At 74.9% G+C, this 13,941-nt stretch carries 9 protein-coding genes; 8 read left to right on the forward strand and 1 reads right to left on the reverse strand.

Annotation, left to right across the window (positions count from 1 at the left end):
• Nucleotides 1–27: 27 nt before the first annotated feature.
• The 5 genes from CP982_RS12920 to CP982_RS12940 all read left to right on the forward strand — a co-directional run bounded on the left by CP982_RS12920 (nucleotide 28) and on the right by CP982_RS12940 (nucleotide 8,215).
• Complete coding sequence (locus CP982_RS12920; protein WP_150510657.1) at nucleotides 28–3,156, forward strand: alpha-N-acetylglucosaminidase; 3,129 nt, start codon at nucleotides 28–30, stop codon at nucleotides 3,154–3,156.
• Between the two features lie 181 nt (nucleotides 3,157–3,337).
• Complete coding sequence (locus tag CP982_RS12925; protein WP_372503512.1) at nucleotides 3,338–5,275, forward strand: hypothetical protein; 1,938 nt, start codon at nucleotides 3,338–3,340, stop codon at nucleotides 5,273–5,275.
• A 149-nt stretch (nucleotides 5,276–5,424) separates the two neighbouring features.
• Nucleotides 5,425–6,345 carry a metal-dependent hydrolase gene (locus CP982_RS12930; protein ID WP_150510659.1) on the forward strand — a complete coding sequence of 307 codons (921 nt, stop codon included), beginning with the start codon at nucleotides 5,425–5,427 and terminating at the stop codon, nucleotides 6,343–6,345.
• 2 nt (nucleotides 6,346–6,347) lie between these two features.
• Nucleotides 6,348–7,433: a PDR/VanB family oxidoreductase gene (locus tag CP982_RS12935; RefSeq protein WP_150515451.1), complete on the forward strand. Its 1,086-nt coding sequence runs from the start codon at nucleotides 6,348–6,350 to the stop codon at nucleotides 7,431–7,433.
• 74 nt (nucleotides 7,434–7,507) lie between these two features.
• Nucleotides 7,508–8,215 (forward strand): TetR/AcrR family transcriptional regulator, encoded by a 708-nt coding sequence (locus CP982_RS12940; RefSeq protein WP_150510660.1) that lies wholly within the window; start codon nucleotides 7,508–7,510, stop codon nucleotides 8,213–8,215.
• On the opposite strand, the gene CP982_RS12945 is transcribed toward CP982_RS12940, so the two are convergent.
• Nucleotides 8,212–9,951 carry a fused response regulator/phosphatase gene (locus CP982_RS12945; RefSeq protein ID WP_150510661.1) on the reverse strand — a complete coding sequence of 580 codons (1,740 nt, stop codon included), beginning with the start codon at nucleotides 9,949–9,951 and terminating at the stop codon, nucleotides 8,212–8,214. The two genes, CP982_RS12940 and CP982_RS12945, sit on opposite strands and share 4 nt — an antisense overlap.
• 277 nt (nucleotides 9,952–10,228) lie before the next feature.
• Between CP982_RS12945 and CP982_RS12950 the strand changes: the two genes are divergently transcribed.
• The 3 genes from CP982_RS12950 (at nucleotide 10,229) to CP982_RS12960 (ending at nucleotide 13,928) form a co-directional block, all read left to right on the forward strand.
• On the forward strand, nucleotides 10,229–11,926 hold the full coding sequence (locus CP982_RS12950) for a glycoside hydrolase family 13 protein (protein ID WP_150510662.1): 1,698 nt from the start codon (nucleotides 10,229–10,231) through the stop codon (nucleotides 11,924–11,926).
• A gap of 25 nt (nucleotides 11,927–11,951) precedes the next feature.
• On the forward strand, nucleotides 11,952–13,007 hold the full coding sequence (locus tag CP982_RS12955; protein ID WP_229878913.1) for a LacI family DNA-binding transcriptional regulator: 1,056 nt from the start codon (nucleotides 11,952–11,954) through the stop codon (nucleotides 13,005–13,007).
• Nucleotides 13,008–13,082: 75 nt separating this feature from the next.
• Nucleotides 13,083–13,928: a phosphatase PAP2 family protein gene (locus CP982_RS12960; protein ID WP_150510664.1), complete on the forward strand. Its 846-nt coding sequence runs from the start codon at nucleotides 13,083–13,085 to the stop codon at nucleotides 13,926–13,928.
• Nucleotides 13,929–13,941 lie beyond the last annotated feature (13 nt).

Raw genomic sequence — 13,941 nt, forward strand, 5'->3', positions numbered from 1 at the left:
CCGCAGCCATCGACGCAGGGGGTACACATGTACGAACCATCGCGACGCTCGGTCCTCGGCAGCGCGGGCGCCCTCGGCCTCACCGGCCTGGGCGCCGCCCTCGGCACCGCCCACCCGGCCCGCGCGGCCGACGGGCCCGCGAAGGACCCCGCCTTCGATACGGACGCGGCGCGCGCCGTGCTCAATCGTCGACTCCCGCACCACGCGGACCAGTTCCGGCTCAGACTCGTCCCGGCGCACGGCGGCCGGGACCGCTTCCGCGTGACCGGGACCTCCGGGCGCGTCGAGGTGTACGGCACCACTCCCGCCGTGCTCCTCGCCGGGGTCCACTGGTACCTGAAGTACGTGTGCGGCGCGCACCTCGCCTGGAACGGCGGCCAGTTGAACCTGCCGCGCCGCCTGCCCGCGCCCGCGCGTCCGCTCACCCGGTCCACCGCGCTCCCCCACCGGTTCGCGCTCAACGACACCAACGACGGCTACACCGCCCCCTACGCCGACTGGCCGTACTGGGAGCGCATGATCGACCTGCTCGCCCTGCACGGCTGCAACGAGGTCTTCGTCATCGCGGGCACCGAGGCCGTCTACCACCGGGTCCTGCGGGACTTCCAGTACACCGACGCCGAGTCCCGCGCCTGGCTGCCCGCGCCGTCGCACCAGCCCTGGTGGCTCCTGCAGAACCTGTCCGGCTACGGCGGTCCGCTCTCGCCCGAGCTCATCGCGCGCCGCGCGGACCTCGGCCGGCGGATCGTGGACCGGCTGCGCGACCTGGGCATGGCGCCGGTCCTGCCCGGCTACTACGGGCACGTCCCCGACGGCTTCGTCGCCCGCAACGGCGGCGACGCCCGCGTCGTCCCGCAGGGCACCTGGCACGGCTTCGCGCGCCCCGACTGGCTCGACCCGCGCACCGACGCCTTCGCCCGGGTCGCCGCGTCCTTCTACCGCCACCAGCGCGAGCTGTTCGGCGCGGCCGGGCACTTCAAGATGGACCTGCTGCACGAGGGCGGCACCGCGGGCGACGTGCCCGTCCCCGACGCCGCGCGCGGCGTGGAGAAGGCCCTGCGCACCGCGCACCCGGGCGCGACCTGGGTGATCCTCGGCTGGCAGGAGAACCCGCTGCCCGAACTGCTCGACGCCATCGACAAGAAGAAGATGCTCATCGTCGACGGCGTCTCCGACCGCTACCGCGGCGTCACCGACCGCGAGAAGGACTGGGGCGGCACGCCCTACTGCTTCGGCACCATCCCGAACTTCGGCGGGCGCACCACCATCGGCGCCCGGACGCACCTGTGGCAGGAGAAGTTCTTCGCCTGGCGCGACAAGCCGGGCAGCGCCCTCGCCGGCACGGCCTATCTGCCGGAGGCCACCGACCGCGACCCGGCCGCCTTCGAGCTGTTCTCCGAACTGGCCTGGCGGGACGACGAGGTGGACCGCGCCGCGTGGTTCTCCTCCTACGCCGACTTCCGCTACGGCGGCCACGACCGGGCCGCGCGGTCCGCCTGGCGCGCCCTGCACGAGACCGCGTACCAGCACACGGCGGTGGAGCGCAGCGATCCGCACGACTCGCTGTTCGCGGCCCGCCCCGACCTGGCCGCGAACCGCGCCGCCGAGTACGCGCCGCGCGCCCTCACCTACGACCCCGCCCGCTTCGACGCGGCGCTCGCGGGCCTGCTCGGCGTCGCGCCGCGCCTGCGCGGCAGCGCCGCGTACAAGTACGACCTCGTGGACGTGGCACGCCAAGCCCTCGCCCACCGCAGCCGCCAGCTCCTGCCGCAGCTCAGGGCGGCGTACCGGCGCAAGGACCAGGACACCTTCCGCGCCCTTTCCACGCTGTGGCTGCGCCTGATGCGCCTCGCGGACGACGTGACCGGCGGGCACGAGGCGTTCCTGCTCGGGCCGTGGCTCGACGACGCGCGGCGGCTCGCCACGAACGACACCGAGCGCGCCGAGTTCGAGCGCACCGCGCGGGTCCTCATCACCGTGTGGGGCGACCGCGCCACCGCCGACCCCGGCAATCTGCACGAGTACGGCAACCGCGAGTGGCACGGCCTGCTGCGCGACTTCTACACGCCGCGCTGGCAGCTGTGGCTGGACGAGCTGGCCGACGCGCTCGCGGCCGGGCGCCCGCCCAAGGCGGTCGACTGGTTCGGCGCGGTCGAGGAGCCGTGGACGCGCCGCCGCGACGACCATCCGCTGCGGCCCGTCACGGACGCGCACCGTACGGCGTCACTGGTGCGGGACGCGCTGGCCCGCGCGCCCTACCAGGGCTCCCTGGAGGTCACCGCCGAGCCGCCCGCGTTCCCGCCCGGCGGCAGCGCGCGCGTCGAGGCCCGCTTCCGCAACGTCAACGGCCTTCGCGCCACCGGCCGCGTCGACTTCGCCCTCACCGGCATCGACGCCGAGCCCGACGGGCCGACGTCGCTGCCCCGCGTGCCCGCCGGGGGCTCCGGCACCGTCGCCTGGCGCGCCGACGCCCCCGGCACGCCCCTCGACCAGCCGCTCCGGCCCCTCCCCTACACGATCACCGTGGAGTACGGCCCGCAGGGCGAGCGGCGGGTACGCGCGGTCCACGACGGCACCCTCTTCGAAGCCGGGCCCCTCAGCCCCCAGTGGCGGACCTACACCAACAACTCCGCCGTCTTCGGCGAGCTGGACGGCCGGTACGCCATCGACGGGGGCGGGGCCGATCTGTGGCGCGGCACCGCGGAGTTCGGCACGCTCTTCCGGCCGGGGGCCCTGCGGGACGGGGGCGTCGTGACCGTGCGGGTCGACTCCCAGGCCGCGACGGGGCCCTGGGCCCGTGCAGGCGTCATCGTCCGCAACTCCCTGGCCACGCCCGGCTCCCCCGGCTTCCTCAACCTGGCCGTCACGCCCGCCAACGGAGTCGTCCTCTCCTACGACGCGAACGGGGACGGCACCTTGGACACCTACCGGCGGATCACCGGCGTGAAGGCACCGGTGCTGCTGCGCCTGACCCGGGCCGGGGGCTCCTTCACGGGGGAGCTGTCCACGGACGACGGGGCCTCCTGGCGGGCCGTCGCCACGGTGCCCGTGCCGGGGGTGGCCGCGGCCCAGGACGTCGGCCTCTTCATGACCGCGGCCAACGCCGGCACGGAGGCCCGGGGCCCCGTTCACTTCAGCGCGTGGCACCTGGCCTGATCCCGCGCGGGGCGCCTTCCCGCTTCCTGGGGGCTCCGCCCCCAGACCCCCGCTCCTCAAACGCCGGAGAGGCTGGATCTTTCAGCCCGTCCGGCGTTTGAGGACGAGGCGCGAAGCGCCGATGGGCGCCCGCGCGGGTCGCTCCACCAGCGTGAAGTGACCGTCGGTCCGTTCGCTCGTTCTGCTGAACGTGTCGTCATCGCAGTCCACGAAAGCCGCAGCGCCGACCGGAGGGGCCGGGGAGACCGGCTCCGGCAGGTCCGTCGTCGACGTCGAGCAGGCCGAAGCCGCCCTCGTCGAGCACTACCCCCGCCTGGTCCGCCTCGCGTACCTGGTCCTGCCGCCGGGCCTCGGCCGCAACCGCCGGGTCCTGACCGCGCACGCGCTCGTCCAGCGGGCGCTGCCCCGCGGCCGCACGCAGACCGCGGTGGTGCCGGACCAGCGCGGCCCCGGCCGGGGCGCCGACCCCGGCTACGCCTACGTACGCCGCCAAGTGCTGCGCGCCGCACTCGAAGCGGGCCTTCCGCTCCGGCGCCGGGCCTGGCCCAAGCGGTCCCAGCTGCCGCCCCTGCTGCCGCAGGTGTGGGGCCTGCGACTGTTCCCGCGCTCCGGCGGCGCCGACGAACTCGCCCTGGACCAGCGGCTCTCCGCCCTGTCGGGCCCCGCCCGCGCGGCCTACGTCCTGCGCGGTCTCGAACGGCTCGGGGACGACGAGGTGCGCCGCGCCCTCGACGCCGCCGGAGTCGCCGACGCGGACAGCGCGCTCACCGAGGCCGACGGCGTCGAAGCCCTGTACGCGCTCCTGGAGTCACCCGAGTTCGACCCCTGCTCCCTCCAGGCCAGGCCCACCGACCTGATGCGGCGCAGGCAGCACCTGCGGGCCGCGGCCGTCGCCGCCGCGGCCGCCCTGGTCTGCGGGGCGCTGCTCGGCATGCCGGGCGACGGCTGGGGCCCGGACGGCGCCGCCGCGCCCCCGTACGCGAAGAACCCGGCCGCCGAGGCCGCGCTCGACCCCGCCAAGCTGACGAGGGTCGCGCCCACCGCCTGGAAGCGGTCCCCGCGCACCGACTTCACGGCGTGGCCCGCGCGCGGCGAACTCTCCGGCGACACCGCCCTGTTGCGCCGCGCCCTCGCGGTGTGGGCACGGCCCGGCGCGTCGGTCCGCGTGTCGGCGACGCCCGGCACGGCGGCGGGCGCACCGCCCGGGCCCGCGCAGCTCCTCTTCGCGGGCGAGGTCGACGCCGCGCACGTCGTCCTCCTGTACGACGGTCTGCGCGTCGTGCGGTACGCCGAGCCCAAGGACGGCACCAGCGGCGCCGCGCTCGACTTCGCGCGGGTCGACGGTGCCACCGCCGCCGAATCCGGCGCGGTCGTGCTCGGCCGCTCCGACGGCAACGTCCGCTATCTGACGGCCCCCTGGGTGCGCTCCGCCGCCGTCCGCGACCTGCTCAGGCCGACCGGCTCCGCAACCGGGCTGCGGCGCGGCGCCGACGGCGCCACCGCGCCCTTCGCGAGCCCCGCGGTCGCGGGCGACTGCCGGTCCTGGAACGCGCTCCAGCTGCGCGGGGCGGACGGTGCCACGCGGCTCTCCACCGACCTCGGCGAGCTCATCCCCGCCCGCCTCACCGCGGGCCGGCCCGCCGCGCCCCGCGACGCCCGCGCCGCCGACTGGGAGCGGACCGCGTGCTCGCTCGCCGCCGCGCGCTCGCACGGCGTCCGGTCCGTCAACGCCTGGGGTTACGCCCGCCAGGACCTGCCCGACGGCAGCGGCCGGGCACGGTGGGTGTGCACCCGCGCGGAGACGTGGCGGGGCGGCGGGAGCCAGGCCCTCGCCCAGGTCGTGACGCCCGGCGCCCCGGCGGGCGCGGTCGCCGCCAAGGCGGAGAACTCGCCCGCCTGCGGCGAGCGGGAGCCGCGCGTGCTCGCGGGCGTGCTGTGGAAGGCCCGTACGGGAAGTTGGTACGTCCTGGCCGCGGGCAGCGAGAACGTGGCCTCGGTGGCGGTCTCGGGGCGCGACCGCGTCCCCGGCAACCTGGCCGCGCTCCCCGCGAAGCAGGGGGAACGCCTCCAGCTGACCGGCCGCCTCACAGACGGCGCCAAGCTCAACGTCCTGCACTGAGCGCGGCGCCGGAATGCCACGACGGGCCGTCGGCCGCCTGCGGACCGTCGTGGCTGGGCGCGCAGTTCCCCGCGCCCCTTCGGGGCACTGCCGGGAAAAGCCCTGTCGAGGGGTGTACCCACGGGGTTACCCGGCCGTACATTGACGCCATGTCTAATACGAAGGCCCGGCTCCCCCAGCCCGTCGCCTCCGAGCACATACCGCTCAAGGCCCGCAACGTCTCCTTCTCCTGGGAGAAGACGCCCCTCCACTGGCTCCCGGGCGACCCCTTCACCACCCACACGATCAACGTCCTGCACCTCCTGCTGCCCGCGGGCGAGCGCTGGTTCGTGCACGTGTACAAGCAGGTGCTCCCCCTCATCCGCGACGAGCGACTGCGCGCGGACGTCATCGGGTTCATCGGCCAGGAGGCCATGCACTCCCAGGCCCACGACGCGGTCCTCCCGCACCTGCGGGAGCAGGGCCTCGACCCCACCCCGTACACCGCGCAGGTCGACTGGCTCTTCGAGAAGCTGCTCGGCGACCGCACCCTGCCGCCGGGCCGGGCCCGCCGCTGGTGGCTGCTCGAACGGGTCGCGATGATCGCGGCGATCGAGCACTACACCGCCTTCCTCGGCGACTGGGTCCTGAACGCGCGGGAGCTGGACCGGCGCGGCGCCGACCCCACGATGCTGGACCTGCTGCGCTGGCACGGCGCCGAGGAGGTCGAGCACCGCTCCGTCGCCTTCGACCTGTTCCTGCACGTCGACGGCTGCTACCGGCGCCGGGCACGCACCTGGGCCACCGCCTTCACCGCGCTCGTGTTCCTGTGGCAGCGCGGCACCCGCTTCTTCATGGAGAACGACCCGACGCTCGACGGCAAGGCGGCCAGGGCGACCTTCAGGGACTTCCACCGGAGCGGGCGCGCGGGCACGCTGCCCACCACGGGGGCCATGGTCCGCTCCATCCCCCGCTATCTGAGCCGCTCCTACCACCCCTCCCAGGAGGGCAGCACCGCGCAGGCCGTGGCCTACCTCGCCTCGTCCCCCGCCGCCACCGCCGCCGAGGCCCGCGCGAACGGAGCCGCGTGACCATGCCGCTGCCCCGCACCGTCCGCGCCGCCCTGCTCGTCACCGGGGCCGCCCTGCTCGCCGGGCGGACCAGGCGCGCCCTGCGCCGCCGCATCGACGGCTCTCCGCTGTGGCCGCTGCCCGCCCTGGAGACGCCCGTCTCGGGGCAGCCGCGCTCGCGGGCGCTCAGGCTGCGCGTCGCCCGCCACGAGGCGGTCGCCGACGGCGTCGTCCAACTGCGCCTGGAGGGGCAGGCGTTGCCCGACTGGGAGCCGGGCGCCCATCTGGACCTCGTGCTGCCGTCGGGCCTCGTACGGCAGTACTCGCTGTGCGGCGACCCCGCCGACCCGTCCGCGTACACGATCGCCACCCGCAGGATCGGCGCGGACGAGGGCGGCAGGGGCGGATCGCGCGAGGTGCACGAGGAGCTGCGCGAGGGCGCGGAGGTCGAGGTGCGCGGGGTGCGCAACCGCTTCCCGCTGGTCGCGGACGCCCCCGCGTACGTGTTCGTCGCGGGCGGCATCGGGATCACCCCGGCCCTGCCCATGGTCCGGGCCGTCGAGGCCGCGGGCGCCGACTGGCGGCTGCTGTACTGCGGGCGGAGCCGGGCCTCCATGCCCTTCCTGGACGAGGTGGAGAAGGCGGGCGGGGAGCGGGTCACCGTCGTCGCCGAGGACGAGGACGGGCGGCCGGACGTCGCCGGGTTCCTCGCCGGTGCCGCGGACCGGGGCGCCGCCGTGTACGTGTGCGGGCCCGAAGGACTCATGGACGCCGTCGCCGCCGCCCTGCCCGAGGACCGCCCGCCGCACCTGGAGCGGTTCGCGCCCCGCGCCCTCGCGGGCGGGAGCGGCGCCTTCGAGGTCGAACTGCGGCGCAGCGGCCGTACGGTGACCGTCGGCGAGGACACCACGGTGCTGGCCGCCGTCCGCGCGGAGCTGCCGAGCACGCCGTACTCCTGCGAGCAGGGCTTCTGCGGCACCTGCCAACAGCGGGTCCTGGAGGGCGAGATCGACCACCGCGACGAGCTGCTCACCGACGGCGAGCGGGGCGACTCGATGCTGATCTGCGTGTCCCGGGCGCGCGGCGGGCGGATCGTCCTGGACCTGTGACCGCGCGCCCCGGCGGCGAACGGGCGGAGCGGGGGCCTCCGTTCATGGCCCGGCCGGATCGGTAGAGTGTTCGCATGACTACGGGGACGCGGCGCAGGATGGGTGTGGAGGAGCGGCGGCAGCAGTTGATCGGGGTCGCGCTCGAACTGTTCAGCCACCGCTCGCCCGAGGACGTCTCCATCGACGAGATAGCCTCGGCCGCCGGCATCTCGCGCCCGCTCGTGTACCACTACTTCCCCGGCAAGCTCAGCCTGTACGAGGCCGCTCTCAAGCGCGCCGCCGACGAGCTGGCCGAGCGGTTCGTGGAGCCGCGCGAAGGGCCGCTCGGCGCGCGGCTGCTGCGGGTGACGGGCCGGTTCTTCGGCTTCGTGGACGAGCACGGGCCGGGCTTCTACGCACTGATGCGCGGCGGCCCCGCCGTCGGCTCCTCCACGACGAACGCCCTCATCGACTCGGTGCGGCAGGCCGCCTACGACCAGATCGTGGCGCACCTGGGCATCGCCGCGCCGCCCGCGCGCCTGGAGCTCGTCGTGCGCTCCTGGATCTCGCTCGCCGAGTCCACCGCCCTGATCTGGCTGGACGGCCGCCGCATTCCGCGCGCCGAGCTCGAACTGCAACTCGTGCACGACTTCGCGGCGTTGGCCGCGGTCAGCGCGGCGTACGACCAGGAGATGGCAGAGCTGCTCGGCCAGGTCCTCGCCGAGGAGCCGGCCGACGGGCCGTTCGCGGACCTGCTGTCCCGCCTCGCCGCGCTCGCGCCGCCCGTCGTGCTGCCCTCCTAGGTCTGTCCGGCGGGTCCTTCCTCGCCGGTCAGGCGCAGCGCCAACAGCGCGATGTCGTCGTCCCGTTCGCGGCCGAAGCACTCGAAGAGCGTGTCGCACAGGGCCGCCACGCCGTGCGGTGCGCCCGCGGCCGCGACGCGCAGGTGCTCCATCGACACGGCGAGGTCCGTGCCGCGCGTCTCGATCAGGCCGTCGGTGACCATCAGGAGCCGGTCCGCGGGCGTGAGGCGCACGTCGACGGTCCCCGGGCGCGGCAGGCCGAGGCCGAGCAGCGGGCCCCGGGCCCGGACGTAGTCGGCCGTGCCGGCGTCGCGGACGACGAGGGGCGGGATGTGACCGGCGTTGGCGATGCGGGCCCGGCCCGAGGCCGGGTCGACGAGCGCCAGGCACAGGGTGGCCGTGACGTCCGGGTGGTAGCGCTGAAGCATGCGGTCCAGGCGCTCGGTGAGCGCGCCGGGGTCCGGGTCCTCCACGCAGTAGGCGCGCAGCGCGTGGCGCAGCTCCACCATCACCGTGGCCGCGTCGAGCGAGTGGCCCACGACGTCGCCGATGCCGGTGAGCACACCCGCGGGCGTGGGCAGCGCGGCGTAGAAGTCGCCGCCGATCTCCGCCTCCCGCGAGGCCGGTTCGTAGCGGACCACGACCTCCGCGCCCGGGGTGCGCGGCAGCCGGGCCGGCAGGAAGCTGCGCTGGAGGGTGAGGGCGACGTGGCGCTCCTTCTCGTACATGAACAGCTGCTCCGCGACGCGTGCGGTGGCGTGGGCGAGGCGGGTGAGCTCGGTGGCGTGCTCACGCGCGTGGGCGGGGGTGGCCAGGCACACCGGGGCGTGATCGTCGCGCGTGCGCGCGAGGGCGAGCAGCGCGCCGTCGGGCGGGACGAGGAGGGTGTCGTCGTGGCGGCGGCCGCCGTCGGGCCCGTGGCCGTTGCCCGCGCGGGCGTCCGGGTACGGCTCCAGGACGTCCGGGACCGGCTCGAAGGAGCTCGTCCCGAAGAACCCGGAGGGCCAGACCGGCGCGGGGATCACCGTGCTGTGGGAGCCGGTCCTGCCGGACATCAGGCTGCGCAGCAGCCGGGCCACGGCGTCGTGGGCGCCCCGGTCGGGCAGCGCGGTCGCGGCCCGGCGGCGGGAGAGGCCGCGGTGCATCTCGCCCTCGTCGTCGAGCACGAAGGCCGCCGCGGGCGTGCCGCTGAGCCGGGCCGCCTGGACGGCGGCGGTCTCGGCGAGCTCGCCCGGGGAGCCCGCGGACTGGATGTCGAGGACGGCCTCGGCGAGCAGGGTGAGCCGGCCCGCACGGGTGGTGGCCGCGCTGCGGCGGCGGGCCCCGCGGGCGGCGGCGCGCACCACCGCCTGGATCTCCTCCGGTTCGGCGGGCACGGTCAGATAGGCCTCGGCGCCCGCGTCGAGGCCCCGGCAGCGGTCGAGGGAGCCGTGCGCGACGGCGGAGAAGTGCACGACGGGCAGGGCCGCGGTCGTCGGCGACTCCTTCATGCGGCGGCACAGGTCGTAGCCGCTCATGTCGGGCAGTCCTACGTCGACGAGTGCCACGTCGGGCAGGTCGCCCGCGCGCAGCCGGGCGTCGAGCGCGAGCAGGGCCTCGCCCGCGCTCCCCGCGAGCAGGACGCGGTGACCGGCCCGGCGCAGGACCGCGCCGAGCGCGTACCGGCTCGCGGGCACGTCGTCGACGACCAGGACCGTGGTGACACCACCGGATCTGGTCGCCTCTTCGTGGCCCATGACGTTCTCCATGACGCCCAAGTGGACGGCCCCCCGGAGCGATCGACGGCGGCGGGCCCCTCGGCACGCCCGGATCGCCCGTCCACGCTAGCGCTCCCGCACGCTCCTGGGGAGCGCATGGCACCCGTGCGCCCCCGGTCGGCGCCGGTCGCGCGGTCCGTGCCGCGCCAGCGCGCTCGTGACCTTCGCCTCCCGCCGGACGTTCACCAAGGCGTCCGGCTCCCCCGGTGCGACGCCGGGGGCACCGCAGTCGATTCCCGCACCGGCAAGGGACGTCATGACCCAGCACATCACGGACGCAACGGCCGACGACGCCGACCGCACCACCGCAGCCGCGCGCACCGGCTGGTGGCGCGACGCGGTCATCTACCAGGTGTACCCGCGCAGCTTCGCCGACTCCAACGGCGACGGCATGGGCGACCTGCCGGGCGTCACCGCCCGCCTCCCCCATCTGCGGCGGCTCGGCGTCGACGCCGTGTGGCTCTCGCCGTTCTACGCGTCGCCGCAGGCCGACGCCGGGTACGACGTCGCGGACTACCGCGCGGTCGACCCGGTGTTCGGCACCCTCGCCGACGCCGACGACCTGGTGCGCGCGGCCCACGCACTCGGTCTGCGCGTGATCGTCGACATCGTGCCGAACCACTGCTCGGACCGGCACGAGTGGTTCCGGCAGGCGCTCGCCGAAGGTCCCGGATCGCCGCTGCGGGAGCGGTTCCACTTCCGCCCCGGCAAGGGCGCGGACGGCGAACTGCCGCCGAACGACTGGGAGTCGGTGTTCGGCGGCCCCGCCTGGACCCGGACCGCGGACGGCGCGTGGTACCTGCACCTCTTCGCGCCCGAGCAGCCCGACTTCAACTGGGAGCACCCGGCGGTGCGCGAGGAGTTCCGCTCCGTGCTGCGGTTCTGGCTCGACCTCGGCGTCGACGGCTTCCGCGTCGACGTGGCGCACGGTCTGATCAAGGCGCCGGGCCTGCCGGACGTCGGCCACGGCGAACAGGTCAAGCTGCTCGGCGTGCGGCCCACGCCGTACTTCGACCAGGACGGCGTGCACGAGGTCTACCGCGACTGGCGCGCCGTCCTCGACTCGTACGACGGCGAGCGCGTGGCCGTCGCCGAGGCCTGGACGCCGACGGTGGAGCGCAGCGCCCGGTACCTGCGCCCGGGCGAGCTGCACCAGGCCTTCAACTTCGCCTATCTGACGACGGAGTGGGACGCGGCGGCGCTGCGCTCCGTGATCGACCGCTCGCTGGCCGCCGTGAACGCGGTCGGCGCCCCGGCGACCTGGGTGCTCTCCAACCACGACGTGGTCCGGCACGCCACCCGCCTGGCCGCCGACGACCCGGCGCGCGGCCTTCGCCGGGCGCGCGCCGCGACGCTGCTCATGCTGGCGCTGCCCGGCTCGGCGTACCTCTACCAGGGCGAGGAGCTGGGCCTGCCCGAGGTCGCGGACCTGCCCGACGAGGTGCGCCAGGACCCGGCGTTCTTCCGCGGCTCCGGCCGCGACGGGGCGGGGCAGGAGGGCACCCGTGACGGCTGCCGGGTGCCGCTGCCGTGGTCGGGGACCCGGCCGCCGTTCGGCTTCGGGCCCGTCGAGGGCGGCCCGAGCTGGCTGCCGCAGCCCGCCGCCTGGAAGGACCTCACCGTCGAGGCGCAGGAGGCGGACCCGGGCTCGACGCTCTCGCTGTACCGCGCGGCGCTCGCCGCGCGCCGCGCGCATCCGGCGCTCGGGGCGGGCGACGCCGTGGAGTGGCTGGAATCACCGGACGGCGTGCTCGTGTTCCGCAGGCGCGCGGCGGCGGGGTCCGGCGGCGCCGTCGTCGTCGCCGTGAACCTCACGGACCGTCCGGTGACGCTCCCCGTTCCCGGTCAGTCGCTCCTGAGCAGCGCCAACTCGGAACCCTCGGGAGCCAAGTTCGACGGCGCCGCCGCGGGCGCCGTCGTACCGCCGGACACGACGGTCTGGTGGGCAGCGTGAGATACGCCCGGTACAGTCCAATCCTGTGACCGCGCGACTGGCCGACATCGCAGCCCAGGCGGGGGTCAGCGAGGCGACCGTGAGCCGGGTCCTGAACGGCAGGCCGGGCGTCGCTGCGGCCACCCGCCAGTCCGTGCTCGCCGCGCTCGACGTCCTCGGCTACGAGAGGCCCGTACGGCTGCGCAGGCGCAGCGCGGGCCTCGTCGGCCTGATCACGCCCGAGCTGGAGAACCCGATATTCCCCGCGCTCGCCCAGGTGATCGGGCAGGCCCTCACCCGGCAGGGGTACACCCCCGTCCTCGCCACGCAGACCCCCGGCGGCTCCACCGAGGACGAGCTCACCGAGATGCTGGTGGACCGGGGCGTCGCGGGCATCATCTTCGTCTCGGGCCTGCACGCGGACACCACCGCGGACACGGAGCGCTACGAGCGGCTGCGGGCACAGGGCGTGCCGTTCGTGCTCGTCGACGGCTTCTCCCCGGCGGTGCGGGCGCCCTTCATCTCGCCCGACGACCGCGCGGCCATGCGCCTCGCGGTCACGCACCTGTCGTCGCTCGGGCACACCCGCATCGGCCTCGCCCTCGGCCCGCGCCGCTTCGTGCCGGTGCAGCGGAAGATAGAGGGCTTCACGCGCACCATGCGGGAGCGCTTCCAGCTCTCGCCGGACACCGTCGAGACGGACCTCGTCGAACACTCCCTGTACACGCTCGAAGGCGGTCAGGCGGCGACGTCCGCGCTCCTCGACCGCGGCTGCACGGCCGTCGTCTGCGCCAGCGACATGATGGCGCTCGGCGCGGTGCGGGCCGTGCGGGACCGGGGTCTGGAGGTGCCGGACGACGTCTCCGTCGTCGGCTTCGACGACTCGGTCCTGATCGCCTTCACGGATCCGCCCCTGACGACGATCCGCAAGCCCGTGCCCGCGATGGGCCAGGCCGCGGTGCGCACCCTCCTGGAGGAGATCGGGGGGACGCCCGCGCCGCACAGCGAGTTCGTCTTCATGCCGGAGCTGGTCGTGCGCGGCTCCACGGCGATGTGCCCGGAGCACCCCCCGGGAAGTCGGCCTGAAGCACCTCGTACCTGAGGCGTAGGGAGTGCGCCCGGAACCCATCGGGGGGATGATCTGAGGTGAGGTGGGTATCTGGCAGACTCTACGCCTATGGGTGAGATGACTGTGACGACACTGGAAGGCCGCCGGCGGCCCACCACATCACCCATCGCGGGCGAGCAGAATGACCGCTTTGGGCGGAAAGTCCTGCGCCGTTTGCGTACGCCCCGGCGACCACGCCTGTGGTTCGAGATCCTGCTGATCGCGGTGAGTTACTGGACGTACTCACTGATCCGCAACGCGGTGCCGGAGCAGAAGTCGGAGGCGCTGCGCAACGCCGACTGGATCTGGGACGTGGAGAACACCCTCGGCATCGCCGTGGAGCGGTCCGTCAACCACGCCGTGGATTCCGTGACATGGCTCATCGTCGGCATGAACTACTACTACGCGACGCTGCACTTCGTCGTCACGCTCGGTGTCCTCGTGTGGCTGTACCGCTGGCATCCCGGCCGGTACGCGGCCGCGCGCCTGGTCCTCTTCGCGACGACCGCGGTGGCCCTGCTCGGTTACTACCTGTATCCGCTGGCGCCGCCCCGCCTGGTGCCCGGCGGCGACTTCATCGACACCGTCGTCGTGCACAACACGTGGGGCTCGATGGCGTCCGGCGACCTCAAGAGCATGTCGAACCAGTACGCCGCGATGCCGTCCATGCACATCGGCTGGTCGCTGTGGTGCGGCCTGACCATCTTCGCCCTCGCCTCGGTGCCCTGGGCGAAGGTCCTCGGCCTGCTGTACCCCGTGGCGACGCTTGTGGTCATCGTCGCCACCGCCAACCACTTCTGGCTGGACGCGGTGGGCGGCATGATCTGCCTGGCCTTCGGCTACACGGTCGTCCGCCTCTGGTACGGGGCCCTGCCCCACGCACTGCCTCAGCAGATCCCGCCCCTGAGGCCCTGAGCCCCTCGGGGCG

It is taken from the genome of Streptomyces spectabilis, assembly GCF_008704795.1.
Taxonomy (GTDB): Bacteria; Actinomycetota; Actinomycetes; order Streptomycetales; family Streptomycetaceae; genus Streptomyces; species Streptomyces spectabilis.